This is a genomic window from Bradyrhizobium sp. AC87j1, from assembly GCF_002936975.1.
In the GTDB taxonomy this organism is placed as follows: domain Bacteria; phylum Pseudomonadota; class Alphaproteobacteria; order Rhizobiales; family Xanthobacteraceae; genus Bradyrhizobium; species Bradyrhizobium shewense.
The window spans coordinates 88,987-114,549 of the sequence record NZ_PTFE01000005.1 but is presented as its reverse complement, the minus strand read 5'-3'; the positions used below and the strand labels follow the sequence as shown (position 1 = coordinate 114,549).

The window sequence follows — 25,563 nt, the reverse complement described above, 5'->3', positions numbered from 1 at the left end:
GCTTATGCCAGCGCTTTCAGTGCGGCCTTGCCACCGTACAGCGCCTGCTTGCCGAGCTGCTGCTCGATGCGCAGGAGCTGATTGTATTTGGCGGTGCGATCGGAACGTGCAAGGGAGCCGGTCTTGATCTGACCGCAATTGGTGGCGACCGCGAGGTCGGCGATGGTGGAATCCTCGGTCTCGCCGGAGCGGTGCGACATCACCGAGGTGTAGCCGGCCTTGTGCGCCATCTCGACGGCGGCGAGCGTCTCGGTCAGCGTGCCGATCTGGTTGACCTTGATCAGGATCGAGTTGGCGCGGCCGGTCTTGATGCCGTCGGCGAGGCGCTTGACGTTGGTGACGAACAGGTCGTCGCCGACCAGCTGGCACTTCTTGCCGATGAGGTCGGTGAGCTCCTTCCAGCCGTCCATGTCGTCCTCCGACATGCCGTCCTCGATGGTCACGATGGGATAACGGCCGACGAGGTCCGCAAGGTACTTGGCCTGCTCCGAGATCGAGCGGGTCTTGCCCTCGCCTTCATAGACGTACTTGCCCCCCTTGAAGAACTCGGTCGAGGCGCAATCGAGGCCGAGCACGATGTCGGTCCCTGCCTTGAAGCCGGCCTTGCCGATCGCGTTCATCACGAATTCCAGCGCGGCGTCGGCCGACGGCAGGTTCGGGGCAAAGCCGCCCTCGTCGCCGACGTTGGTGTTGTGGCCGGCCTTCTTCAGCTCCGACTTCAGCGTGTGGAAGACCTCGGCGCCGTAGCGCAGGCCTTCGGCGAAGGAGGACGCGCCGACGGGCAGGATCATGAATTCCTGGAAGTCGATCGGGTTGTCGGCGTGCACGCCGCCATTGATGATGTTCATCATCGGCACCGGCAAGAGGCGCGCGGAGGTGCCGCCGACATACCGATAGAGCGGCATGTCGAGCGAATTCGCGGCCGCCTTGGCGCAGGCGAGCGAGACGCCGAGGATGGCGTTGGCGCCGAGCCGGCTCTTGTTCGCGGTGCCGTCGAGGTCGATCATGATCTGGTCGATCTGGGCCTGCTGCTCGGCATCGAGGCCGCTCAAGGCCTCGAAGATCTCGCCGTTGACGGCACCGACCGCCTTGCTGACACCCTTGCCGAGATAGCGGGCCTTGTCGCCGTCGCGCAGCTCCACCGCCTCATGGGCACCGGTTGAGGCGCCGGACGGCACCGCGGCGCGGCCGAGCGCGCCATCCTCCAGCACGACATCGACCTCGACGGTGGGATTGCCCCGGCTATCGAGGATTTCGCGGCCGATGATGTCAATGATGGCGGTCATGATGTGCACTTCCGTTCGTTGGAGCTGATCGGTTCGCCGCGGGTCTTACACGGGCCGCAAGCAAATGTGAACGCTTGAGGGTGGCACGTCGACTGACGCGTGAAGGCGCCGGGATTAAGGTCGAGAGCATCGGGTCTGTGCGTGCATCCTCAATCCCAAGCAGTCGGGGTAACGCCATGAATCGCCGCCAGTTTCTTGCTTCCAGCACCGCCCTGTTCGTGGCGCGCCCAAGTTTTGCCCAAGAGGGCCCGTTCCGGACAAAATACTTCCCGATCAGTGCCGGCATCGGCCTGCACGATCTGACGCCCGCCCCTGACGGTTCGGTCTGGTTCACGGCGCAGGGCAAGGGCCTGCTCGGCAGGCTTGATCCCCGGGATGGCCGTTTCAAGACGGTCAGCCTCGGTCAGGGCGCGGCGCCGCATGGTGTCACCATCGGCCCCGATGGCGCGCCCTGGATCACCGAGGGCGGCCAGAACGCGATCGCCCGGGTCGATCCCGGCGATCTCAAGGTCACGCTGTTCCGCCTGCCGGAAAAGTTCGCCTCCGCCAATCTCAACACCGGTGTGTTCGACAAGGAAGGCACCTACTGGTTCACCGGCCAGTCCGGCTATTACGGCCGCCTCGCGCCTAAGTCCGGCGAAATGAATGTGTTCAAGGCGCCCAAGGGCGTCGGCCCCTATGGCATCACGGTGACGCCCAAGGGCGAGGTCTGGTACGCCTCGCTTGCCGGCAGCTATATCGCGAAGATCGACCCGGCAAGCGGCAATGCCGCCGTGGTCACGCCACCGACGCCGAACCAGGGATCGCGGCGCGTCTGGTCGGATTCGAAGAGCCGGATCTGGGTCAGCGAATGGAACAGCGGCCATGTCTCGGTGCACGATCCCGCCGATGGATCGTGGAAGAGCTGGAAGCTGCCGGGCGAGCGTCCCCGCGCCTACGCTGTCTTCGTCGACGACAAGGACAAGGTCTGGCTGACCGATTTCTCCGCCAACGCGATTGTCCGCTTCGATCCCCCCACTGAGACGTTCAACGTCTTCCCGAGCGACAGGGCCAACGCCAATGTACGCCAGCTCGACGGCCGACCGGGCGAACTCTGGGGCTGCGAGTCCGGCAACGATCGCATCGTCATGATCCAGACGATCGCGGCCGGTTGACGGCAGTGGCATTTGCGTCCATCCCGGCATCCGAAACAGGATGTGACGACGATGGCGAAGAAATCCCTCCAGCTCGGCCGCGCGGTCGAATGGCCGCACACACCGGAAGATGCCCAGCTCGACCGCGTGCCCAATCCGCAAAAGGGCACCGACTATCTGGTGCGCTTCACCGTGCCGGAATTCACCTCGCTCTGTCCGGTCACAGGCCAGCCGGATTTCGCGCATCTGATGATCGACTACGCGCCTGGTCCGTGGCTGCTGGAATCGAAATCGCTCAAACTCTACATCGCGAGCTTCCGCAACCACGGCGCCTTCCACGAGGATTGCACCGTGATGATCGGCAAGCGCATTGCGAGCGAGATCAAGCCGAAATGGCTGCGCATCGGCGGCTATTGGTATCCGCGCGGCGGCATCCCGATCGACGTGTTCTGGCAGACCGGCCGCGTGCCGAAGGGCCTGTGGGTGCCCGAGCAAGGCGTCGCGCCCTATCGCGGGCGCGGCTAGAGGGAGACGGACCCATGAAATCGATGTCAGCATTCCGCTGCCTTCGCCTTCAAGCTTGCTCTGGGCTTTCTCAGCTTCCTCTGGCTGGCCGGCTCGGCCGGTGCCGCCGAGGTCCGCGTGATGATCTCGGGCGGATTGACGGCCGCCTACAAAGCGCTCGTGCCGGAATTCGAGAAGGCCACCGGTCACAAGGTGCTGACGGAATATGGGCCGTCGATGGGAACGACGGCGAATGCAATCCCGGTGCGGCTCGAACGCGGCGAGCCGGCCGATGTCCTGATCATGGTGGGCTATGCCCTCGCCGACCTCGCGAGCAAGGGCAAGGTCGTTGCCGGCAGCCAGGTCGATTTGACCAAGTCGCCGATCGGGGTCGCCGTGAAATCGGGTGCGCCCAAGCCGGACATCAGCTCGGTCGAGGCAGTCAAGCGCGCTCTGCTGGCGGCAAAGACGATCGCCTATTCCGACAGCGCCAGCGGCGTCTACGTCTCGACCGAGATGTTCGACAAGCTGGGCATTGCCGACGTCATGAAGGACAAGGCGCGCAAGATCCTGGCAACGCCGGTCGGCGAGATCGTCGCGCATGGCGAAGCCGAGCTCGGCTTCCAGCAGATCAGCGAGCTGAAGCCCGTCAAGGGCATCGATATCGTCGGACCGCTGCCGAACGATTTGCAGAAAATCACGATCTTCTCCGCCGGGATTGCGACCGGTTCGAAGGAGCCCGAGGCAGGCCATGCCTTGATCAAGTTCCTGGCCTCCCCAGCCGCGCGCGAAGCGATCATCGGGAGTGGTATGGAGCCGATCACGGCCGCCGGGGCGAATTAGCCAAGTCTCGCCCGGTCGACACCTCCGCCGGACGAGGCGCCGTCAGCGCGCATCAGCCGGTGCACGCGGCTTGAGCAGCCGGGCGCAGACGAAGCCCAGCACGACCATGATCGCTGCGCTCGCGAACAGGGTCGGCATCTTGCCGGCATGCTGGAGCCCAAAGCCATAGGCGAGCGGCCCGACGGTCTGCCCCATGAAGAAGAAGAACGAATGCAGCGACAGCGCGGTGGCGCGCGCCTCGACCGAGAGCTCGCTGGCGAACACCTGAAGACAGCCATGGGCGATGTAGAAGCCCCATCCCATCACGATGAGATTCAGCGCCTGCACTTCCCAGCGCGGACCGAATGCGACGGCGACGAGTTGCGAGGCGACCAGCGTCATGCCTGCGATCATCATGCCCTTGACGCCGAGCCACGGCAGCAGGCGCGACACCGTCAGCGTGTAGAACAGGCCACCGACCGCAAAGCCCGCGATGACCATGCCGGCGATCGACAGCGAGGTCTGCCCGAGCTCGAACAGGAACGAGGCGATGTAGGGAAACAGGCCGAGCACGCAGCAGCCTTCGATGAACACCGCCGAATAGCAGACATAGGCGTTCGGATTGGTGAAGATGGTGCGATAGCCCGCTTTCAGCGCCGACAGGCTCGTCTTCGGCGGGTGCTTGACCTTGGCGCCGCGAAAGCCGGCGGCAACCGCAATCGACGCCACGATCACGAGCGCGCCGAGCACCGCGAGCACGCCGCGCCAGCCGAGGAAATCGCCTATCAGGCCGGAGGCCGAGGCACCGAGCAGATTGCCGGTCATGGCGCCGGCAAGCGTGCGGCTGATCGCGACCTGACGTTTCTCGGGCCCGACGAGATCGCTGGTCAGGCTCAGCGCCACCGGAAACACGCCGCCGGAGCCGATGCCGGCGAGGATGCGGGTCGCAAACAGAACCGAGAACGAGGACGAGAGTGCGCCCAGGATGTTGGCAAGGCCGAGCAGCGCGAGGCAGCCGATCATCAGCCGCGTCTTGCCGAACAGATCGGCGGCGGCGCCGACTATCGGCTGGATGATCGAGAAGGTGAAGGCGAACACCGCGGCAAAGCCCGCGGCGGTGGCAATGCTGACGCCGAAATCCTCGGCGACGTGCGGCAACACCGGGTCGAGTGCGCGCGCCGAAAGCGCCGCGGCGAAGCTAGCTCCTGATATGACGTAGAGCGCTGCCGGCAGGCCGTGATCGTGCGGCCGCGCCTCGCCTTGCTGCATCAGCGCGGGTTCTTTGCCAGCGCGTCGAACGCCATCAACCTGGCGATCAGCCCCTCGAACTCGCGCAGCGGCACCATGTTGGGTCCATCGGACGGCGCACTGTCGGGGTCGGGATGGGTCTCGATGAAGACGCCGGCGACGCCGACCGCCACGGCCGCGCGCGCCAGCACCGGCACGAACTCGCGCTCACCGCCCGACGAGGTCCCCTTCCCGCCCGGCTGCTGCACCGAATGGGTGGCGTCGAAGATGACGGGCGCGCCGGTGGTGCGCGCCAGGATCGGCAGCGCGCGCATGTCGGAGACCAGTGTGTTGTAGCCGAAGGAGGCGCCGCGCTCGGTGACGAGCACGTTGGGATTATCCGCGCTGGTGATCTTCGTGACGACATTTGCCATGTCCCACGGCGCGAGGAATTGCCCCTTCTTGACGTTGACGACCTTGCCGGTCGCCGCCGCCGCGAGCAGCAGATCAGTCTGCCGGCACAGGAAGGCCGGAATCTGCAGAATGTCCACGGCCTGCGCCACCTCGGCGCATTGCGTGGCCTCGTGCACGTCGGTCAGGACAGGCAGGCCGAGCGAGGAACGGATTTCGGCGAAGATCGGCAGCGACTGCGCGAGGCCCAGCCCGCGCGCCGCCGACGCGCTGGTGCGGTTGGCCTTGTCGAACGAGGTCTTGTAGACGAGGCCGATGTTCAGCCGTGCCGCGATCTCCCTCAGCGCGGAGGCGACCTCCAGCGCATGCTGACGGCTTTCGAGCTGGCAGGGTCCTGCAATGATCGAGATCGGCAGATCGTTGCCGAATTTGACCCTGCCAATGGTGACGACCGGCGCCGCTGAATGCGAAGAGCTCAAGGCAAATCCCTCGTTTCGGCGCGACCATAGCCGCGATGAGGGTCGGATCAACCCTATTCGGGCCGGGCTGCTTGAATAACAGGGTTGCGCCGGGCCTCCCCGGCGCCTCCCTTGCAGGAGCTGCTACTTGACCGAGGAGAAGGCGGTCGGCGTCAGGATCTGGCTCACGATGTTGGCGACGATCTGGCCGTCGGCTTCGCTCTCGGTGCGCGCTTTCGTCCAGTCGGGATCGGTCACGAACTTGCCCCACTTCGTCTCGCGCTCGGCGAGCGAGTCCCAGGCGAGGAAATAGGTCAGATCCTGGTTGGATTCACCGATCACGGTCGTAAAGAACCCGGCCTGCTTGATGCCGTGCTTCTCCCAGATCTTCAGCGTTGCGGTCTCGAACCGCTTCAAGAGCGCCGGCAGCCGACCCGGCACGCAACGATAGACGCGCATTTCGTAGATCATTGGAGTTCACTCCTGCATTGTTGTTCTTGCTGGGAGCTTGTCGCAACAAAACGCGCAATCGTCAAAGGGAGAGCGTGCGCTACACCAGCCGGCTCTGCACCATCGCCGCCCGAATGAAGGACGCGAACAGCGGATGCGGCTCGAACGGCCGCGACTTCAGCTCGGGATGGAACTGGACGCCGATGAACCAGGGGTGATCCTCGTACTCGACGATTTCAGGCAGCACGCCGTCCGGAGACAAGCCTGAGAATTTCAGGCCGTGCTGCTCAAGGCGGGCCTTGTAGGCGGTGTTGACCTCGTAGCGGTGGCGGTGGCGCTCGGAAATCTCGGTTGCGCCGCCATAGACCTGCGAGACGCGGCTGCCGCGGTTGAGCGCGGCGGGGTAAGCGCCAAGCCGCATGGTGCCGCCGAGGTCGCCGGCATTCGAGCGCTTCTCGAGCTCGTTGCCGCGCAGCCACTCCGTCATCAGGCCGACCAGCGGCTCCTTGGTCGGGCCGAACTCGGTGGAGTTGGCGTCCTCGATGCCGACGAGATTTCGCGCCGCCTCGATCACCGCCATCTGCATGCCGAAGCAGATGCCGAAATACGGCACGTCGCGTTCGCGCGCGAACTGCGCCGCGCGGATCTTGCCTTCCGCACCGCGCTGACCGAATCCGCCGGGCACCAGGATGCCGTTGACGTGCTCGAGGAACGGCGCGGGATCTTCCTTCTCGAAGATCTCGCTCTCGATCCAGTCGAGATTGACCTTGACCTTGTTGGCGATACCGCCATGCGAGAGCGCCTCGATCAGCGACTTATACGCATCCTTCATGCCGGTATATTTGCCGACGATGGCGATGGTGACGTCGCCCTCGGGATTGCGGATGCGTTCGTTGATCTGGTGCCAGCTCTTGAGCACCGGCGGGATGCGCGATTCGATGCCGAAGGCGGCAAGCACTTCGTCGTCGAGGCCCGCCGCGTGATAGGCTTCGGGCACGGCGTAGATGCTGTCGGCGTCGCGCGCCTCGATCACGGCGCTTTCACGCACGTTACAGAACAGACCCAGCTTGCGCCGCTCTTCCTTCGGAATCTCGCGGTCGGTGCGGCAGAGCAGGATGTCCGGCTGAATGCCGATCGAGCGCAGCTCCTTCACGGAGTGCTGCGTTGGCTTGGTCTTCAACTCACCGGCGCTCGGAATGTAAGGCAGGAGCGTGAGGTGAATGTAGATGGCGTGATCGCGCGGCAATTCGTTCTTGAGCTGGCGGATCGCCTCGAAGAACGGCAGGCCCTCGATGTCGCCGACGGTGCCGCCGATCTCGACCAGCACGAAGTCGTAATCGTCATTGCCGGAGAGGACGAATTCCTTGATGGCGTTGGTGACGTGCGGAACCACCTGGATGGTCGCGCCGAGATAATCGCCGCGGCGCTCCTTGGAGATGATGTCCTGGTAGATACGTCCCGTGGTGATGTTGTCCTGCTTGGTCGCGGGACGGCCGGTGAAGCGCTCGTAGTGACCGAGATCGAGATCGGTCTCCGCGCCGTCATCGGTCACGAACACTTCGCCGTGCTGATACGGCGACATCGTTCCGGGATCGAGGTTGAGATAGGGGTCGAGCTTGCGGAGGCGGACCTTGTAGCCCCGGGCTTGCAACAGCGCACCGAGTGCCGCTGAAGCCAGACCCTTGCCGAGCGAAGAAACCACGCCGCCGGTGATGAAAATGTACCGCGCCATGGGACTTAACCTCTAATCCCTCGAATTCGATTCGCCAAAGCGATTCGTATTCCGCCCCAAAGATTTTGCGGGCCTGTGGGTGAGCCAAAACTAAGAGTGGTGACAGTGCCTTGATGGGGATTGTTGATGCAGGACGGTAGCCACCGCCCTGCATGGCCCCCCTGCTTTATTGCGAACGAGGCACCTGCGGGCCGCTCGGAGCCGGCCCCTGCTGCTGCTCGTCGGCCTTCTTCAGCGAATCCAGGATGCCGCCAGAGGTCGGCGGCGCGATCGGCGATCCGCCGGCCGGCTGGCCCTGCGAGGCCGGCGTGCCGATGATCGACGACGGCGCGCGGCTGTAGCCCGCATGCCAGGACAGGAACATGCTGGTGAGGAAGAAGCCGGCGGCAAGAATCGCGGTGGTCCGCGTCAAGAGGTTCGCGGTGCCGCGGCTCGACATGAAGCCTGCGCCGCCGCCCATGCCGAGGCCGCCGCCTTCCGACTTCTGGAGCAGGACGGCGCCGATCATGACGGCGACGATCATGAGGTGGATGACGATGACAACGGTCTGCATAGTATCCTTCCGTCACAAGCGGGCGGCGCCTGACGGCGGCCGATCGCGCTTCGCGGGTTTTCCTGAAGTTGCGCGGTGTTACACGATCAGAGGGGCCATTGCCACCCCCGATCGGGTCCGGATCAGCCGCTTTGGGGTTAGCTAGGGGCACCCCTTCGCGATCGCAAGGAAATCGGCCGCCTTCAGGCTGGCGCCGCCAACCAGCGCCCCGTTGACGTTCTTGACCGCCATCAACTCGGCCGCATTCGAGGGCTTGACCGAGCCGCCGTAGAGGATGCGCATGTTCGCCCCGTCGGTCTTGAACCGGGAGGTCAGGACCTCCCGGATAAACCCATGAATCTGCTCGACATCCTTGGCCGTGGGGGTGAGCCCGGTGCCGATTGCCCAGACCGGCTCATAGGCCACGATGAGATTCGCGGCCGTCGAGCCATCAGGCAGGGAGCCGGCGAGCTGCCCGCGCAGGATGTCCAGTGTCTGGCCGGCGTCGCGCTGGGCCTGAGTCTCGCCGATGCAGACAATCGCCGTCGCACCGGCGCGCCAGGCGGCCTCGGCCTTCTGCCGGATCAGGGCATCGCCCTCGCCGTGGTCGGCGCGGCGCTCGGAATGGCCGACGATGATGGCCGTTGCCCCGGCATCAGCCAGCATTTCGGCGGCGATATCGCCGGTATGGGCACCGGAGGCCTTGGGGTGGCAATCCTGGGCGCCGACCCCGACTTTCTTGCCGCGCGCCTTGTCGGCGAAGGTGGCAATCAGGGTCGCAGGCGGGCAGACCAGCAGATCGGCCTTGCCGCTCACCTCGGCCGCACCGTCGAGCATGGCGTCGAACTCGGCAGCCTGGGCCTTCTGGCCGTTCATTTTCCAATTGCCGGCGATCAGGGGGCGGATGGCGTCGGTCATGTCAATTTCCAGCAAAATGAGGTTTGTGCATGCGCTAGCAGAGGACCTGCTGCAGTTCCAGAGACCAGAGGCTTTTAACCGCAGCCGCAAACGGTCGCCGGACCCGAGGTTGCGGGGGGAAAGCCACCACTTTATGATGATTGATCAATTTGGTGACGCGCTTTTGCTGAATCTGCATTAAGACGCGATCCCGTTCCCCTCCTGCTCAAACAAGTTGGACCAAATGCTTCGAGGAATGCGCAAGGCCTCATCAAACTGGCTCGGCAAAACCATTATGGCCGTGGTGATGGGCGTGTTGATCGTCAGTTTCGGCATTTGGGGCATCGCCGACATCTTCAAGGGCTTCGGGCAGTCCACGGTGGCCAAGATCGGCAGCACCGAGATTTCGCTGAACGAGTTCCGCCAAATCTATACGGACCGCCTGCAACAGATCAGCCGCCAGTTCGGCCGTCCGCTGACGCCCGACCAGGCGCGTGCCTTCGGCCTCGACCGCCAGGTGCTGCAGCAGACGATCGCCGAAGCCGCCCTCGACGAAGAGGCGCGCCGGCTCGGGCTCGGCCAGTCCGACGACCAGATCCGCCAAGTCATCATGAACGACCCCAACTTCAAGGGCGTCGGCGGCAGCTTCGATGCGAACCGGTTCCAGGCCGTGATCCGCAATTTCGGCTATACCGAGCAGCGCTACGTCGCCGAGCAGCGCAAGGTCTCGCTGCGCCGGCAGATCACCGGCACGATCGGTGCGGGCCTCGAGCCGCCGAAGGCCATGATCGACGTGCTGACGCGCTTCCAGAACGAGCAGCGCGCCATCGAATTCGTCAGGCTCGATGCCGCCCAGGCCGGCCAGATCGACGCGCCCTCGCCCGAGGCGCTCGCCGCCTATTTCGAGGACCACAAGGTCCAGTTCCGCGCGCCCGAATACCGCAAGATCTCCTTCGTCGTGGTCTCGCCGGAAGAAATCGGCAAGTGGAGCGAGGTCTCCGATGAGGACGCCAAGAAGGTGTTCGAGCAGCGCAAGGACCGGCTCGGCACGCCTGAGAAGCGCCAGATCCAGCAGATCGTGTTTCCCAACGTGACCGACGCGCAGGCCGCACGCGAGCGCCTCGTCGGCGGAATGTCGTTCGAGGACCTCGGCAAGGAGCGCGGGCTGAGCGCCTCCGACGTCGACCTCGGCCTCGTGACCAAGTCTTCGCTCGCTGCCGCCGTCGGCGATGCCGCCTTCGCGCTTCCCGCCGGCGAGATCAGCCAGCCGATCCAGGGTGGGCTTGGCGTCGCGATCGTCAGGGTCGACAAGATCGAGCCGGGCAAAGAGGCGGACTACGCCAGCCTTGCCGGCGACATCAAGCGCGAGATCGCCACCGAGCGCGCGCGCGTCAAGGTCGCCGATCTCCGCGACAAGATGGAAGACGAGCGCGGCGGCGGCGCCAGCGTGATCGACGCGGCGCAGAAGCTCGGCCTCACCGCCGTGACCATCGACGCGGTCGATCGTTCCGGCCGCGCCCCCAACGGCCAGCCGGTCGCCAACATTCCGCAGGGCCTCGACGTGGTGTCGCAGGCCTTCAACACCGATGTCGGCGTCGACAACGACTCGATCTCGTTCAAGGGCGGCTATGTCTGGTACGACGTGCTCGCGATCACGCCGTCGCGCGACCGCAATCTGGACGAGGTCCGCGACCAGGTCGAGGCGCGCTGGCGTCAGGACCAGATCGCCACCAAGCTCAAGGCCAAGGCGACCGAGATGGTTCAGAAGCTCGAAGGGGGCGGCAAGCTTGCCGATGAAGCCGCAGCGATCGGCGCCAAGGTCGAGACTGCAACCGGCTTCAAGCGCGACGATACGCCTGCCAGCGTGCCCGCAGCCGTCGTATCGGCCGCCTTCCGCACCGCCAAGGACGGCGTCGGACAGACGCCGGTGACCGGCGGCACCGAGGTGATCGTCTTCCGCGTCACCGACATCGTCGAACCCGCGGTCGACGCCGCCTCCGACGCGGTCAAGAAGCTGAAGGAAAGCCTCGACCGCGCCCAGACCGAGGAGCAGGTCGCTTCCTACGTCAACAAGCTTGAAACCGACATCGGGACCACCATTAATCAGGCCGCCTTCGCGCAGGTGACCGGCGCGAACCAGCAGTAAGTTGAAAGCACGCGATGGACGACCTGAAATCGATCATTGGAAAAGTGGCGACCGGCGCCAGCCTGTCGCGTGAGGAAGCGGCTTCCGCCTTCGACGCCATGATGTCGGGCGAGGCCACGCCCTCGCAGATGGGCGGCTTGTTGATGGCGCTGCGGGTACGCGGCGAGACCGTGGACGAGATCACCGGCGCTGTTACGGCGATGCGCTCCAAGATGCTGAGCGTGACGGCACCGCCTGAAGCCGTCGACATCGTCGGCACCGGCGGCGACGGCTCCGGCTCGGTCAACGTCTCGACCTGCGCCTCCTTCATCGTCTCCGGCGCCGGCGTGCCGGTGGCCAAGCATGGCAACCGCGCGCTGTCGTCGCGCTCGGGCGCGGCCGACGTGCTGGCCTCGCTCGGGGTGAAGATCGACCTCAGGCCCGAACAGGTCGGCCATTGCGTGCGCGAATGCGGCATCGGCTTCATGTTCGCTCCCGCTCATCACCCGGCCATGAAGAATGTCGGCCCGACCCGAGTCGAGCTTGCGACACGCACGATCTTCAATCTGCTCGGCCCCCTGTCCAACCCGGCTGGCGTGAAGCGGCAGATAGTCGGCGTGTTCTCGCGGCAATGGGTGCAGCCGCTGGCGCAGGTGCTGAAGAACCTCGGCTCCGAATCCGCCTGGGTCGTCCACGGCTCCGACGGCCTCGACGAGATCACCCTCACCGGCCCGACCTTCGTCTCAGCGCTCCACAACGGCGAGATCCGCAATTTCGAGGTGACGCCGGAGGATGCCGGCCTGCCGCGCTGCGAGGCCGGCGCGCTCAAAGGCGGTGACGCCGACGCCAATGCAATCGCCCTGCAGAGCGTGCTCGACGGCAAGCCGAGCGCCTACCGCGACGTCGCGCTGATGAACGCCGCCGCAGCGCTGGTCGTGGCCGGACGCGCCAAGGACCTCAAGGAGGGCGTCGCGATCGGCATGAAGTCGATCGACAGCGGCGCCGCCAAAGCGAAGCTGAAGCACCTGATCGCGATCTCGAACGGCCAAGCCTGACATGTCGGACATCCTGACCAAGATCGAAGCCTATAAGCGCGAAGAGATCGCAGCCGCCAAGCGCGCCGAGCCGCTCTCGGCGGTCGAGGCGAAGGCCAAGGCGCAAGCCGCACCGCGCGGCTTCGTGCAGGCGATCAAGGCCAAGCACGCCAACGGCGACAACGCGCTGATCGCGGAGGTGAAGAAAGCGTCGCCGTCGAAGGGGCTGATCCGCGCCGATTTCGATCCGCCCGCGCTCGCGAAAGCCTATGAAGCCGGCGGCGCGGCCTGCCTGTCGGTGCTGACCGACACGCCCTCGTTCCAGGGCCATCTCGACTTCATGGTGGCGGCGCGTGCGGCGACGGCACTGCCGGTGCTGCGCAAGGATTTCATGTTCGACACCTATCAGGTGGCGGAAGCGCGCGCGCACGGCGCCGATTGCATCCTGATCATCATGGCCGCGCTCGATGATGCCACGGCAAAAGAGCTCGAAGACGCCGCGCTCGCCTACGGCATGGACGTGCTGATCGAGATCCACGACCGCGCCGAGCTCGACCGCGCGCTCAAGCTCCGCTCACCGATGATCGGGGTCAACAACCGCAATCTTCGCACCTTCGAGACCACGCTCGCGACCAGCGAAACACTGGCGCCGCTGATCCCCGGGGATCGGCTGATGGTCGGCGAGAGCGGCATCTTCACGCCCGCCGATCTCACCCGGCTCGAGCGGGTCGGCATGTCGACCTTCCTGGTCGGCGAGAGCCTGATGCGGCAGGCTGACGTCACCGCCGCGACGCGCACGCTGCTCGCGCGCGAGAGTGCGACGCGCGCGACGGGCACGCGCTGACATGGCGCGCAAGCCGGCCAAGAAAGTCGTCCCCGCCCTCACCCATATCGGCGCCTCCGGCGAGGCGCGGATGGTCGACGTATCCGACAAGCCGGCGACCGAGCGGCTTGCAGTCGCGGAAGGCCGGGTCGTCATGACCAAGGCGACGCTCGACCTGATCGTATCCGGCAATGCCAAGAAGGGCGACGTGCTCGGCACGGCCCGCATCGCCGGCATCATGGCCGCCAAGCGCACCTCGGAGTTGATCCCGCTCTGCCATCCGCTGGCGCTGTCGAAAGTGACGCTCGACATCGAGCCCGACGCGAAATTGCCGGGCTGCCTCGTTCGCGCCAGCGTCAAGGTCACGGGCCCGACCGGCGTCGAGATGGAGGCCCTCACGGCCGTCTCGGTCGCCTGCCTCACCATCTACGACATGATCAAGGCGGTCGAGCGCGGCGTGCGCATCGAAGGCATCCATCTGGTCGAAAAGCTCGGCGGCAAGTCCGGCCATTACCGCGCCTGACTGCGCAATCCGCTCTATTTCGCCTCGCGCTGCCGCTCGCGATAAGCGCGCGTCTTCATCCGGTTGCCGCATAGCGTCGACATGCACCATCGCCGCGTCGATGGTTTCGACCGGTCGAAGAACACCCGGCGGCATTCCTCCGACGCGCACATCTTCAGCCGATCCAGCGTTCCCACGAGGGTTGCGTCATGAAGCTCGATCGCGATGACCGACAGGCCGGCGAGCGCATCCTCGCGCGCTGCTGACAGCGTTGCGCCACGGCCTGCGTGCGCCTCGACCCGCAACGGAAACGGCGCCAGCGCGTCATTGAGCGCGCCGAGAACGCTCTTGTTCCGGAGCCGCTCGCTCGGCTCACACTGCAGATAGGCACGCAAGGCCTCGCGCATCCTCAGCGCCGTCTCGAACATTGCAGGCGTGACATGGCCGCGCTTGGCGCCAAGGCCGCGTTCCCGCATCCAGTCCGCCAGGTCCTTCGGGCCACTGAGCTCATCGCTCTCCGGGTGCTCCACGCCGAAATGCGTGAAGCGGCGAACATCGAGCGTGTTGGCGAAATCGTAGAGGTTCGCCAACGCGTCGGGAACCTGGAATTTGCGCGACTCTTTCGACATCGGAACACCAAAGATTTGAACACCAGTAAAACATATTTACTGGTTGACAGCAAGCGACACCTGTATTCCAGTTATACCTGTGTCGAACGATCCCTCGGGGTCGAGCGCCTCTGCGATCACTGGAATGGAGAACCGAGCCGTGGCCGACGCCCTGCACTATCTCGAACTCACCGCGCTCGCGGCACGCCTCAAGTCGCGCGAAATCTCGGCGCTGGAGGTGACGCGCGCGCAACTCGACCGGATCGCCTCCGTCGACCGCGATCTCGGCAGCTACGTTCACGTGATGGCGGAAACGGCCATGGCCGAGGCGAAAGCCGTGGACGCCGACATCGCGCAGGGCCGGTATCGGGGCCCCCCGCATGGCGTGCCGATTGCGCTCAAGGACCTGTTCTGGACCGAGGGCGTTCCGACAGCGGCCGGCACCACGCTTCATCGCGACTTTCGTCCCAATGAAGACGCAACCGTCGTGCGCCGGCTCAAGAACGCGGGCGCCGTGATCCTCGGCAAGGTGCAACTCACCGAGGGCGCCTATGCCGATCACCATCCGCTGGTGAAACCGCCGAAGAATCCGTGGAATGCGAGCTACTGGCCGGGTATCTCGTCCAGCGGCTCGGCGGTCGCGACGGCTGCCGGACTTTGCTTCGGCTCGCTCGGCTCCGACACCGGCGGTTCGATCCGCTGGCCCTGCGCCGCCAACGGCCTGACCGGATTGAAGCCGAGCTGGGGCCGCGTCAGCCGCCACGGCACCTTCGAGCTTGCCGCGTCACTCGACCATGTCGGACCGATCGGCCGCAGCGCGGCCGACGCCGGTGCGCTGCTCGGCGTCATCGCCGGACACGATCCGAACGACCCGACATCGCTGATCGATCCGGTGCCCGACTATCTGGCCGCCGCCGCACAGGACGTGCGGGGCTTGCGGATCGGCGTCGATCCTGCCTGGAACAGCGACGACGTGGACGTTGCGACCCAGCGCGTGCTGGCGGACGCCATCGATGCTTTCCGCGCGCTTGGCGCCGACACCGTCAATGTCCGATTTCCCGACGTCACGCAGGCGATCGCCGACTGGACGCCGAACTGTGCGGTGGAAGCTGCGGCGCTCATGAGGCGACCTATCCCGCCCGCAAGGATGATTATGGTCCGATCCTCGCCTCCGTGATCGAGACCGGCCGCGCTCTCTCTGCTCTCGACTATCAGAAGATCCTGCTGCGGCGGCTGGCGCTACGCGGCCGGGTGACTGCGCTGTTCGAGACCATCGACCTGCTGCTGATCCCGGTGCACCCGTTCCCGCCAGTGACGCTTGCCATGATCCAGACGCTCGGCGAACAGCCGGATCTAATCGCGAAGCTGCAGCGCTACACCTGCCCGTTCGACATGACCGGTCATCCCACCATCACACTGCCAGGCGGCGCGTCGACGGACGGGCTGCCGATCGCGTTCCAACTCGTCGCCGCCCATCTCGGCGAGGCCACGCTCGTGCGCGCCGGCGCGGCCTTCCAGCGGGCCACGTCTTGGCATCGTCGCCATCCTTCCCTCACCTCGCGGAGGCAGCATTGACCATTCAATCCACGCTCGCTCAGCGAAGCATTTTCCATGGCTGGTTCGTCGTCGCGGCGGCGTTTGCCGTCATGTTCGTCGGCTTCGGCTCCGCCTACACGTTCAGCGCATTCCTCGAGCCGCTCCAGCGCGATTTCGGCGCCTCGCGCGGTTCGATCTCGCTGGTGTTTTCGATCGCGGGCTTTCTGTACTTCGCGCTCGGCCTCGTCAGCGGTCCCCTCGCCGACCGGTTTGGCTCGCGTCCGCTGGCCGTCGCCGGCATGATCCTGGTCGCGGTCGGACTTGCGGCCGCGAGCGCTGCCCGGTCCGTCGTCGAGGTCTATCTTGCCTACGGGCTCGGCGTCGGCCTCGGCGTCGGCTGCGCCTATGTCCCGGCCATCGGCGCGGTGCAACGCTGGTTCGTCAGGCGCCGCGGCTTTGCCTCCGGGCTCGCGGTGAGCGGCATCGGGCTCGGTACACTGGCGATGCCGCCGCTCGCCTCATTGCTGATCGCCTCGGTGGGATGGCGCGGAGCCTATCTGGTGCTGGGCGTGATTGCGCTGGTGCTGGGCGGCGGGATGTCGCTGCTCATCGAGAACGATCCGAAGCACCGCGGCCTCGGACCCGATGGCGATCCGCCTCGCGATGCCGCGGGCGCCAACAACGCCGGCGGCGCATCCGTGCGCGAGGCCATCCGGTCGACGCGGTTTGTCGCCCTCTACCTATCGTGTCTGGTCTGCTCGTTCGGAGCCTTCGTCCCGTTCGTCCATCTCGTGCCCTACGCGCGCGACCACGGGGTCGCGGCGTCCTCTGCCGTGCTGCTGCTCGGCGTGATCGGGGCCGGCAGCACCGCTGGCCGCTTCTTTCTCGGCGCACTCGCCGACCGGATGGGCCGCGACCGCTCGCTGATCCTGGTCCTGACCGGAATGGCGCTCGCGATGGCGATCTGGGCCATTGCTGCTGATGTCTGGACCCTCGCCGCTTTTGCCTTCGTCTACGGCGTGTTCTACGGCGGCTGGGTCGCGCTGCTGCCCTCTGTGGTCATGGACTATTTCGGCGGACGCAATGTCAGCGGAATCATCGGCATTCTCTACACCAGCGTGGCGTTCGGCACGCTGATTGGCCCGAGTGCCGCCGGCTTCGCCTACGACGTCAACCACAGCTATACGATGCGGATCCTGATCGGTGCCGCCGCGAACATCGTCGCGGCGCTGATCGTGGTGGCGATACTGGCGCGCAGCGGAACCCGCGCGATCAGCGCAGCGACGCGCTGATCGCGGTGAATTTGCTGTTGAGCTTGGAGCCCATGCCATTCACGACAGTGATGATGGCCAGCGCGATGCCGGCCGCGATCAGGCCGTACTCGATCGCGGTTGCCCCACGCTCGTCGGCAAGGAAGTTCTTCAAGGTGCTTTTCATCGTTGCGTCCTCTCTGTGTCGTCAGCAGGCATCTCGCAAATCACGTGCCAATGCCGATTTGAGGATCCCCAACACGTTAGATGGTTAGGCCTTGGTTGATTGTGGCGTGGCCGGCAGGAATTGACCGGCGCCCTCCAATGCCTTCGGCAATTCCTGCCCGCTGTATCGCGCATCTCGGTTGCATTTGCGCGCGGCCGTTCACACAGCGTTAACCGCGCTTCCTAACTTCGCCTCCACACCGTTCCCGTAAACCAACGGGTGTCTTCGGGGCCAAGAATTGATCCTGACGTGTGCACGGCAATGATCCAGCATGATGACGAGATTCGGCAGTCGCCTCTTTGACCACGCCTTCGTGCGCAGCGGACCGATCCGCTGGCTGGTGGTGGGCGGCGCCCTGCTTATCGCGGCCATCGCCATTGGCTCGGTCCTGATGGCGCAGAACTTCCGCGAGCGGACGCTGCGCAACTCCAGCCGCGAGCTGGAAAACACCGTGCTGCTGCTCGCCCATCATTTCGATCAGCAATTGCAGGATTTCGCGGTCATCCAGAAGGACTTCGTCGATCACGTCCGCACGACCGGAATCAGGACCGTGGAGGACTATCGCAAGCGCCTCGCCGGCGAGGACGTCCACCGGATGTTGCGCTCGAAGATCGAAGCGCTGCCCTACATCGGCGGCGTCAACATCATCGATGCCGAAGGCAATCTGATCAATTCGTCGACGGCATGGCCGGCTCCGAAAGTGAACGTTGCCGACCGCGCCTATTTTCGCACTTTCAAATACGATCCCTATTCGCCTGATATCCTGATCGAGCCGTTGCACAGTCGCATCTCCGGCGCCTGGACCGTCCTGATCGTGCGCAGGATCGTCGGGCCGAACGGCGAGTTCCTGGGTGTTGTCGGGCGCGGCATCGAGCCCGCCAATTTCGAGAAGTTCTTCGCCTCCGTCGTGCTCGGTGAGGGCGCGACGATCTCGATGCTGCATCGCGACGGTACGCTGCTCGCCCGCTATCCCCATTCCAGCGAATTGATGGGGCGGAATTTCAAGTCCGGCACGACCGCGCAGCAGAGAGTCTTCGACCTCGATCACTTCGCCGGACGATTCATGAGCCCCGTCGACGGCGAAGACAGGCTGATCTCCTCGCGCGCCCTGCCCCACTTCCCGATCCTGATGATGGCCACCACGACGCGCGCCTCCGCCTTGACGGACTGGCGCGAGCAGATCGGCATCCTGATCTCGGTGGCCGCCTCTTCCGCGCTCGCCATCGCAGGCGTGCTGATCGCGGTCGTGCGCAAGCTTCTGGAGCAGCACCGCCTCTCGCGGGAACGGCTGACGCTGGAAAAGCAGCGGCTCGATCGCGCCGTCAACAACATGACGCAGGGCCTCTTGCTGTTCGACGCCGAGCAGCGGCTGGTGGTCTGCAACCAGCGCTATCTCGAAATGTACGGATTGTCGGCCGAGGTCGTGAAGCCCGGCTCGAGCTTCCACGACATCATCGCCCATCGCAAGGCGACCGGCTCGTTCACGGGCGACATCGACGACTATGTCGTGCGCGTGCTGAAGGGCGTCCATACGCGCAATTCCATGGTGGTCGACACCTCCGACGGCCGCTCGATCCACATCCTCAACGAGCCGCTCACGGACGGCGGCTGGGTGGCGACGCATGAGGACATCACCGAGCGCCGCCGGATCGAGGAGCGCATCACCCACCTCGCCCATTACGACGCGCTGACCGACCTGCCCAACCGCACCATGTTCCACGAGCATCTGCGCGAAGAGCTGGCCGCCGTCGGCAACGACGAACAGATCGCGGTGCATTACATCGACATCGACGAGTTCAAGGGCGTCAACGACGCGCTCGGCCATCTCGTCGGCGACGAGCTGTTGAAATCGATCGCCGGAAGCCTGCGCCGCTGTGCCGGCCCGGCGGATTTCGTGGCGCGGCTCGGCGGCGACGAATTCGCGATCGTCCAGAGCGCGGTGGCGTCGCTCGACCAGGTCAACGAGCTGGTCGCACGGGTCTTCGCCGCCATCCGCGCGCCGTTCGACTGCATGGGCCACCATCTCACCACCGACGCCAGCATCGGCATTGCGCTCGCGCCGGAACACGGCACGGCGCTCGACCAGGTCCTCAAGAACGCGGACATGGCGATGTACGCCGCCAAGTCCGCCGGACGCCGCACCTATCGCTTCTTCGAGCCGGAGATGGATGCCAAGGTCCGCGAGCGCCGGCAGCTCGAGAGCGACCTGCGCCACGCCATCGCCCAAGGGGGGCGCGATGGCGGCCTCGAGGTCTATTACCAGCCCTGCCTCAGCCTGAAGGATGATCGCATCACCGGCTGCGAGGCATTGGTGCGCTGGCGTCATCCCGCGCGCGGCATGGTCTCGCCGGCGGAGTTCATCCCGATCGCCGAAGATACCGGCCTGATCAACGAGATCGGCGAATGGGTGCTGGCGACCGCCTGCCGGGACGCTGCGAACTGGCCCGACGACATCCGCCTCGCCGTCAACGTCTCGCCGGTGCAGTTCAAGAGCGGCACGCTGGCGCTGAAGATCATGGCGGCGCTCGCTGCTTCCAACCTGCCGGCGAGCCGGCTCGAGCTCGAGATCACCGAGGCGGTGCTGATCCGCGACGACGACACGGCGCTGGCGATCCTGCACCAGCTCCGCGCCATCGGCGTGCGCATCGCGCTCGACGATTTCGGCACCGGCTACTCGTCGCTGAGCTATTTGCACCGCTTCCCGTTCGACAAGATCAAGATCGACCGCTGCTTCGTCGACGACATCGGCGGCCCCGACGGCTCGGCCAGCATCGTCCAGGCCGTCGTCAATCTGGCGGCCGCGCGCCGCATGACCACCACGGCCGAGGGCGTCGAGACGGAGGAGCAGCAGCGTCTGCTCCGCGCGCTCGGCTGCTCCGAGATGCAGGGCTATCTGTTCAGCGCCGCGAAGCCCGCCGACAAGGTGCAGGAGCTGTTCGCGCTGCATCGCAGCCGGCTCGCCCAGCGCGGCGGCGCGAAAGCCCGCCGCCGCGAGGCGAGTTAGGCTCGCCGCCCTCACCTCGGACTTGACGATCACGGGCGCCCAAAGTATCTCCGCACCCGTAGCTCCGTGTCAGACGGCGCTGCCGTAGGCGTTACCGTCATCCAACGCGTCCTTTGTCGAGAGGATCCCAGCAGGGAGTTCTCGATTCACGAGACGCCACGGTATGCCATTTCCCCTGCTTGCGGACCCCATTCAAGACGTTGATTCACCGCGGCCCATCGGCGCCGCGATGGGGCTGTCTTGTCGGATTGTTCGTCGTCGGGAGTCCAGGAGTTGCCGTGGCCTTCACCTCAGTCGAAAGGCAGCAACATGAAAATGACTGGCAACACGATCCTCGTCACCGGCGGCACCAGCGGCATTGGCCGCGCGCTCGCTGAAGCCTTCCACGACCGCGACAACCGCGTCATCGTCACCGGAAGACGACAGACCCTCCTTGATCAGATCGCGGCCGAACGTCCCGGCCTGATCGGCCTATCGCTCGACCTTGACGATCCCTCGGCATTGCCACGCTTGTCGGCCGAGGTGCGTTCGAGTTTCCCCGAGCTCAACGTGGTGATCGTCAATGCCGGCATCTCGCGTCCGGAGGACATGAGCGCGGATTGGAATGTTCAGGACGCACAAGCCATCGTCGAGACCAACATCATGGGCGTGCTGCGCGTGACGGCAGCATGTCTGCCGTTGCTGAAGAGGCAATCCAACGCGACCATCATCGCGACCAGCTCGAACCTCGCCTTCGTGCCGCGTGCCGATTTCCCGACCTACTGCGCCAGCAAGGCATTCCTGCATTCCTGGCTGCAGTCGCTGCGGCATCAGCTCCGCAATATCCCGGTCGAGGTGCTGGAGCTTGCGCCACCCTATGTGCAGACCGAGCTCACCGGCACGCAGCAGGCGAGCGATGCACGCGCCATGCCGCTTGCTGCCTATGTCGCGGAAGTCATGCAGTTGCTGGAACTGCGGGGACATCCCCGCGATGAAGTGCTGGTTGAACGCGACCGTGCACGACGATGGGCCGAGCGCGACGGCCGCTATGAGGCGACCTTTGCTGCCCTGAACCCGAGCTGAGGCGAGGCCCAAAACAAATTCGCCCGGGAGTGGACATCCACTCCCGGGCGATCGATGTCTGGGGGGCGTAAGATCTAGTTCGGCACCGCGGCCTTCGACGCGGGCTTTGCGGCCACCGCATTGGCGGTGACGCCGTGCAGGAAGTCGTACGCGGCATGCAGGGCCTTGTCGTCCTCCTCCTTCGGCGGAACGTAGGATTGCGATCCGGTCTGCTCGCCGCCCTCGCCGGCTGAGAGATGCCCGCGCATCTGGGACTCCGCCATGGTGTCCATGCGGCCCTTCAGCTCCGGCGGCACGTCTTGCAGGATCTCGATGTCGGGGGCGATGCCCTGGGCCTGGATCGAGCGGCCGGACGGCGTGTAGTAGCGCGCGGTGGTCAGCGCCAGCGCGCCATTGCCGGCACCGAGCGGAATGACCGTCTGCACCGAACCCTTGCCGAACGAGCGCGTGCCGATGATGGTCGCACGCTTGTGATCGTGCAGCGCGCCGGCCACGATCTCGGAAGCCGAGGCCGAGCCGCCATTGACCAGGACCACCAGCGGCTTGCCCCTAGTGAGGTCGCCGCCATGCGCGGTGAAGCGCTGGGTCTCTTCCGGACTGCGGCCGCGGGTCGAGACGACCTCGCCGCGCTGGAGGAAGGCGCTCGACACCGAGACGGCCTGGTCGAGCAGACCGCCCGGATTGTTGCGCAGGTCCATCACGTAGCCGGTGAGCTTCTCCTGCGGCACTTGCTTGGAGATCGCGGCGATCGCCTTCTTCAGGCCGTCGGTGGTCTGCTCATTGAACGAGGTGACGCGGATATAGCCGATGTCGCCGTTCTCGACGTGGAATCGCACCGGGCGCACGTGGATGATCTCGCGCGTGATCGCGACGTCGAGCGGCGCGTCAGCACCCTTGCGCACGATGGTGAGCTTGGTCTTGGTATCGACCGGGCCCTTCATCTTGTTGACGGCCTGCTCGAGCGTCATGCCCTGCACGGCCTCGCCGTCGATCTTGCTGATGAGGTCGCCGGACATCAGGCCGGCCTTCGAGGCGGGCGTATCGTCGATCGGGGAAACGACCTTGACGAGACCGTCTTCCATCGTGACCTCGATGCCGAGGCCGCCGAACTCGCCGGAGGTGGTCTCCTGCATCTCGGTCCAGGCCTTCGCGTTCATGTAGCGCGAATGCGGATCGAGCGAGGTCACCATGCCCGTGATCGCGCCTTCGATCATCTTGGCGTTGTCGGGCTTCTCGACATAGCTCGCCTTGACGCGCTCGAACACCGTGCCGAACAGGTTGAGCTGGGAATAGGCATCGTCCGCGCTCGCTGCCGCCCGTGCCGCCCATACACCACCGTGCGGGCTGGCGACCAGAAGGGTGAGACACGCTCCGGTGAGCGCGCCCAGAGGGAACAGCAGGGTTTTCCGCATGGGTGGGCTTGCCTTTTTGCTTGGCGGTTCGCTTGAGCTTGCCTGGGCTCGTCTCTCGAGACTTGGGAAGCAGATTTGGGACGCGCCATGCAATTGGCGATCCAGTCCACTTCTCACAATACCATTCTGGTTTCTTCAAGGCCGGGACGCACCGCCGACCGGTACACCGCAAAAATCGCTTCGTTCAGGCCTAAACTTTTGGCAACGTTGCAGGACTGGCCCGCCCCAAGGGGGAATAGGTGCGCCCGTCCACGCCGCGCAGCCATGCCATTTTAGGATGGTTTTGGAGCGCTGGACGGGTTAGGCGATGACACAAGGCTTCAAATTCTCGGGAGGATAACAATGAACGAAGCACCCCGGATCCGGCCGGAACGGAACGTCGAGCTCGGCGCCAGCAACGAGCCGTTCCAGAACCTGCACGAATTCATTCGGAAAGCGCGGGCCAACCTCAACCAGAACGCCTGGGACTACATCGTCGGCGCCGCCGAGACCGAAACCACGATGCGCCGCAACCGCATGGCGCTGGACGAGATCGCCTTCCGCCCGCGGGTGCTGCGCGACGTCCGCAAGGTCGACGGCTCGGTTCAGCAGTTCGGCCGCAAGATGCGCCTGCCGGTGGTGCTCGCCCCGGTCGGCGCGCTCGAGATCTTCGATCCGGATGGCGCGGCGAGCGTCGCGCGCGCTGCCGGCACCTTCGGTGCGGCGCACATGCTGAGCTCGGTGTCCGAGCCCGGCCTGGAGCAGACCGCCGAAGCCGCGCCGGATGCGCTGCGGCTCTATCAGCTCTATGTCCGCGGCGACGACGCCTTTGTCGCCGATGTCGTCAGCCGGGCCGAGAAGAGCGCCTATGCCGGCTTCTGCCTGACCGTCGACACCGCCCATTACAGCCGTCGTGAACGCGACATCGCCAAGCGCTACGTTCGCGAGAGCCGCCTGCGTGCCACCGGCGGCGATTTCCAGAAGGGCCTGGAGTGGCGGACCGTGAAGATGATCAAGGACAAGTTCAGGATTCCGCTGATCCTGAAGGGCATCGCCACCGCCGAGGACGCCCTGATCGCGGTCGATCACGGCGTCGAATGGATCTACGTCTCCAACCATGGCGGCCGCCAGCTCGACCACGGCCGCGGCGCCATGCATGTGCTGCCCGAGATCGTCGAGGCCGTGAAGGGCCGCGCCAAGATCATGGTCGACGGCGGCATCTGCCGCGGCACCGACATCGTCAAGGCGATCGCGGCGGGCGCGGACATGGTCGGCATCGGCCGGCTGCAATGCTGGGCGCTGGCGGCGGCTGGCGAGGCCGGCGTCGCGCGGATGCTGGAGCTGCTGGAGGACGAGGTGCTGCGCTGCCTCGGCCTTTTGGGCGCCACGTCATTTGCCGAGGTGGACAAATCCTGCCTGCATCCGGCGACCGCCACCAACCCGCCGAGCGTGTTCAGCGCATTCCCGCTGTTCGACCACGATCCGTATCGATACTGAGTGAAAGGACGCAATGACTTCGCTCTCTCCCGGCAGCGCGGATGCGCTGCTGTTCGATCTCGGGCGCGTGGTGCTCGACATCGATTTCTCCAAGGCGATCGCCTGCTGGGCGGGACATGCCGGCTGCCAGCCCGAGGCCATCGTCGCGCGCTATGTGCGTGACGATGCCTACCGGCTGCATGAGGTCGGCAAGATCAGCGACGAGGATTATTTCGCCTCGCTGCGTGCATCGCTCGGCATCGGCATTTCGGACGCGCAGTTCCTGGAAGGCTGGAACGCGATCTTCGCCGGCGAGATGCCTGATATCGCCGAGCTGCTGCCGCGCGCGGCGAAACAGATGCCGCTCTACGCCTTCTCCAACACCAACCGGCCGCATGTCGACTATTTCTCGAAGGAATACGGCGAACTGCTCGGCCATTTCCGCGCGCTGTATCTGTCGTCAAGCATCGGCCTGCGCAAACCGGACGCGGAAGCCTTCGACCATGTCGTCGCCGCGATCGGCGTGCCCGCAGGGCGCATCGTGTTCTTCGACGATCTCGCCGAGAACATCGAGGGCGCGCGGTCGCGCGGGCTGACGGCGGTGCACGTGACGTCGCCGCGCGACGTCGGGAACGCCTTGAAGGCATTGGGCATCTGACGATCTCCGCTCAGTGGGAGGCGCAAGGTCGGGCAGCCCTCCCGGAACCAATTTGCCCAAAATGAGGAACCAGAGCGCTTTGTGCATTTTTGTACGGAGTTCCGGGAACGGAATGGCCCCTTCCGGACTCTTGAGTCCGTTGGGACTTCTACACCGGACTTATGGACGTGCTGGGCAAAACCTATCTCACCAAGCAAGCCTCTCTCCTGCTTGAATTCGCAAGAACCACCTCGGATTCTGACCTTTCCGCCAAGCTGATCAGCAAGGCCGCCGACCTGAAATCCCAGGCCGATCCGCTGCCCGACAAGGATCAAGGCCCGAAGGCTCCCGACGTCGCGCTGGACGACGGGCCGGACCGGCCGAGCGGGAGTTGAGCGATGCTGGCCGTGGCGCTCGTCATTCTCGTCCTCGCCATG

Annotated in this window: 25 protein-coding genes; 15 read left to right on the top strand and 10 right to left on the bottom strand. The window is 65.3% G+C overall.

Features of this window, described 5'->3' with window-relative positions; genetic code table 11:
• Positions 1-2: 2 nt before the first annotated feature.
• Complete coding sequence (gene eno, locus CV770_RS05295; RefSeq protein ID WP_104461569.1) at positions 3-1,286, bottom strand: phosphopyruvate hydratase; 1,284 nt, start codon at positions 1,284-1,286, stop codon at positions 3-5.
• A gap of 176 nt (positions 1,287-1,462) precedes the next feature.
• On the opposite strand from eno, the gene CV770_RS05290 reads away from it, so the two are divergent.
• The 3 genes from CV770_RS05290 to CV770_RS05280 are packed head-to-tail and all read left to right on the top strand — an operon-like array spanning position 1,463 to position 3,766.
• Positions 1,463-2,440, top strand: a complete 978-nt coding sequence (locus CV770_RS05290) for a Vgb family protein (protein WP_104461568.1) — start codon at positions 1,463-1,465, stop codon at positions 2,438-2,440.
• Between the two features lie 51 nt (positions 2,441-2,491).
• Complete coding sequence (gene queF, locus CV770_RS05285; protein WP_165637764.1) at positions 2,492-2,944, top strand: preQ(1) synthase; 453 nt, start codon at positions 2,492-2,494, stop codon at positions 2,942-2,944.
• Between the two features lie 60 nt (positions 2,945-3,004).
• The gene (locus CV770_RS05280) at positions 3,005-3,766 is read left to right on the top strand and encodes a substrate-binding domain-containing protein (RefSeq protein WP_104461567.1); all 762 of its coding nucleotides are present in this window, start codon (positions 3,005-3,007) and stop codon (positions 3,764-3,766) included.
• A 42-nt stretch (positions 3,767-3,808) separates the two neighbouring features.
• On the opposite strand, the gene CV770_RS05275 is transcribed toward CV770_RS05280, so the two are convergent.
• The 6 genes from CV770_RS05275 to tpiA form a co-directional block, all read right to left on the bottom strand.
• A complete protein-coding gene (locus tag CV770_RS05275; protein WP_104461566.1) occupies positions 3,809-5,014 on the bottom strand; it encodes an MFS transporter in 1,206 nt (401 codons plus the stop codon).
• Entirely contained in the window at positions 5,014-5,862 is an 849-nt protein-coding gene (gene kdsA / locus CV770_RS05270; RefSeq protein WP_091965740.1) for a 3-deoxy-8-phosphooctulonate synthase, read from the bottom strand. The genes CV770_RS05275 and kdsA overlap by 1 nt, the downstream gene beginning before the upstream one ends.
• A gap of 123 nt (positions 5,863-5,985) precedes the next feature.
• The gene (locus CV770_RS05265; protein ID WP_104461565.1) at positions 5,986-6,312 is read right to left on the bottom strand and encodes an NIPSNAP family protein; all 327 of its coding nucleotides are present in this window, start codon (positions 6,310-6,312) and stop codon (positions 5,986-5,988) included.
• 79 nt (positions 6,313-6,391) lie between these two features.
• The gene (gene pyrG / locus CV770_RS05260) at positions 6,392-8,023 is read right to left on the bottom strand and encodes a CTP synthase (protein ID WP_091965742.1); all 1,632 of its coding nucleotides are present in this window, start codon (positions 8,021-8,023) and stop codon (positions 6,392-6,394) included.
• Between the two features lie 166 nt (positions 8,024-8,189).
• The gene (secG, locus tag CV770_RS05255; RefSeq protein WP_104461564.1) at positions 8,190-8,576 is read right to left on the bottom strand and encodes a preprotein translocase subunit SecG; all 387 of its coding nucleotides are present in this window, start codon (positions 8,574-8,576) and stop codon (positions 8,190-8,192) included.
• A gap of 141 nt (positions 8,577-8,717) precedes the next feature.
• Positions 8,718-9,473: a triose-phosphate isomerase gene (tpiA, locus tag CV770_RS05250; protein ID WP_104461563.1), complete on the bottom strand. Its 756-nt coding sequence runs from the start codon at positions 9,471-9,473 to the stop codon at positions 8,718-8,720.
• 223 nt (positions 9,474-9,696) lie between these two features.
• Between tpiA and CV770_RS05240 the strand changes: the two genes are divergently transcribed.
• Genes CV770_RS05240 through moaC form a run of 4 tightly spaced genes read left to right on the top strand, consistent with a single transcriptional unit; the run spans position 9,697 to position 13,957 of the window.
• Positions 9,697-11,598 (top strand): SurA N-terminal domain-containing protein, encoded by a 1,902-nt coding sequence (locus tag CV770_RS05240; protein WP_104461562.1) that lies wholly within the window; start codon positions 9,697-9,699, stop codon positions 11,596-11,598.
• 14 nt (positions 11,599-11,612) lie between these two features.
• Positions 11,613-12,632 carry an anthranilate phosphoribosyltransferase gene (gene trpD, locus CV770_RS05235; protein ID WP_104461561.1) on the top strand — a complete coding sequence of 340 codons (1,020 nt, stop codon included), beginning with the start codon at positions 11,613-11,615 and terminating at the stop codon, positions 12,630-12,632.
• A 1-nt stretch (position 12,633) separates the two neighbouring features.
• Positions 12,634-13,455, top strand: a complete 822-nt coding sequence (gene trpC, locus CV770_RS05230; protein WP_104461560.1) for an indole-3-glycerol phosphate synthase TrpC — start codon at positions 12,634-12,636, stop codon at positions 13,453-13,455.
• A 1-nt stretch (position 13,456) separates the two neighbouring features.
• The gene (gene moaC / locus CV770_RS05225) at positions 13,457-13,957 is read left to right on the top strand and encodes a cyclic pyranopterin monophosphate synthase MoaC (RefSeq protein WP_104461559.1); all 501 of its coding nucleotides are present in this window, start codon (positions 13,457-13,459) and stop codon (positions 13,955-13,957) included.
• Positions 13,958-13,971: 14 nt separating this feature from the next.
• Here the strand turns inward: moaC and CV770_RS05220 are convergent, their stop codons facing one another.
• A complete protein-coding gene (locus CV770_RS05220; RefSeq protein WP_104461558.1) occupies positions 13,972-14,565 on the bottom strand; it encodes a CGNR zinc finger domain-containing protein in 594 nt (197 codons plus the stop codon).
• A gap of 139 nt (positions 14,566-14,704) precedes the next feature.
• On the opposite strand from CV770_RS05220, the gene CV770_RS05215 reads away from it, so the two are divergent.
• The 3 genes from CV770_RS05215 to CV770_RS05210 are packed head-to-tail and all read left to right on the top strand — an operon-like array spanning position 14,705 to position 17,372.
• The gene (locus CV770_RS05215; RefSeq protein ID WP_349627963.1) at positions 14,705-15,721 is read left to right on the top strand and encodes an amidase; all 1,017 of its coding nucleotides are present in this window, start codon (positions 14,705-14,707) and stop codon (positions 15,719-15,721) included.
• The gene (locus tag CV770_RS44010; protein ID WP_349627962.1) at positions 15,718-16,119 is read left to right on the top strand and encodes an amidase family protein; all 402 of its coding nucleotides are present in this window, start codon (positions 15,718-15,720) and stop codon (positions 16,117-16,119) included. The genes CV770_RS05215 and CV770_RS44010 overlap by 4 nt, the downstream gene beginning before the upstream one ends.
• On the top strand, positions 16,116-17,372 hold the full coding sequence (locus CV770_RS05210; RefSeq protein ID WP_104461557.1) for an MFS transporter: 1,257 nt from the start codon (positions 16,116-16,118) through the stop codon (positions 17,370-17,372). Before CV770_RS44010 ends, CV770_RS05210 begins: the two co-directional genes overlap by 4 nt.
• On the opposite strand, the gene CV770_RS05205 is transcribed toward CV770_RS05210, so the two are convergent.
• Entirely contained in the window at positions 17,353-17,517 is a 165-nt protein-coding gene (locus CV770_RS05205; RefSeq protein WP_104461556.1) for a Flp family type IVb pilin, read from the bottom strand. The two genes, CV770_RS05210 and CV770_RS05205, sit on opposite strands and share 20 nt — an antisense overlap.
• Positions 17,518-17,827: 310 nt before the next feature.
• Here CV770_RS05205 and CV770_RS05200 point away from each other — a divergent pair, with 310 nt between their 5' ends.
• The gene (locus tag CV770_RS05200) at positions 17,828-20,560 is read left to right on the top strand and encodes a bifunctional diguanylate cyclase/phosphodiesterase (RefSeq protein ID WP_104461555.1); all 2,733 of its coding nucleotides are present in this window, start codon (positions 17,828-17,830) and stop codon (positions 20,558-20,560) included.
• Between the two features lie 309 nt (positions 20,561-20,869).
• Positions 20,870-21,622 carry an SDR family oxidoreductase gene (locus tag CV770_RS05195; RefSeq protein ID WP_104461554.1) on the top strand — a complete coding sequence of 251 codons (753 nt, stop codon included), beginning with the start codon at positions 20,870-20,872 and terminating at the stop codon, positions 21,620-21,622.
• A 74-nt stretch (positions 21,623-21,696) separates the two neighbouring features.
• Here the strand turns inward: CV770_RS05195 and CV770_RS05190 are convergent, their stop codons facing one another.
• On the bottom strand, positions 21,697-23,034 hold the full coding sequence (locus CV770_RS05190) for a S41 family peptidase (RefSeq protein WP_104461553.1): 1,338 nt from the start codon (positions 23,032-23,034) through the stop codon (positions 21,697-21,699).
• Between the two features lie 342 nt (positions 23,035-23,376).
• Here CV770_RS05190 and CV770_RS05185 point away from each other — a divergent pair, with 342 nt between their 5' ends.
• The 3 genes from CV770_RS05185 to CV770_RS05175 all read left to right on the top strand — a co-directional run bounded on the left by CV770_RS05185 (position 23,377) and on the right by CV770_RS05175 (position 25,521).
• Entirely contained in the window at positions 23,377-24,510 is a 1,134-nt protein-coding gene (locus tag CV770_RS05185; protein ID WP_104461552.1) for an alpha-hydroxy acid oxidase, read from the top strand.
• Between the two features lie 13 nt (positions 24,511-24,523).
• Positions 24,524-25,147 carry an HAD family hydrolase gene (locus tag CV770_RS05180; protein ID WP_104461551.1) on the top strand — a complete coding sequence of 208 codons (624 nt, stop codon included), beginning with the start codon at positions 24,524-24,526 and terminating at the stop codon, positions 25,145-25,147.
• 167 nt (positions 25,148-25,314) lie between these two features.
• Positions 25,315-25,521, top strand: coding sequence for a hypothetical protein (locus tag CV770_RS05175; RefSeq protein WP_091965798.1), 207 nt, complete (start codon positions 25,315-25,317; stop codon positions 25,519-25,521).
• The last annotated feature ends 42 nt before the right edge of the window (positions 25,522-25,563 follow it).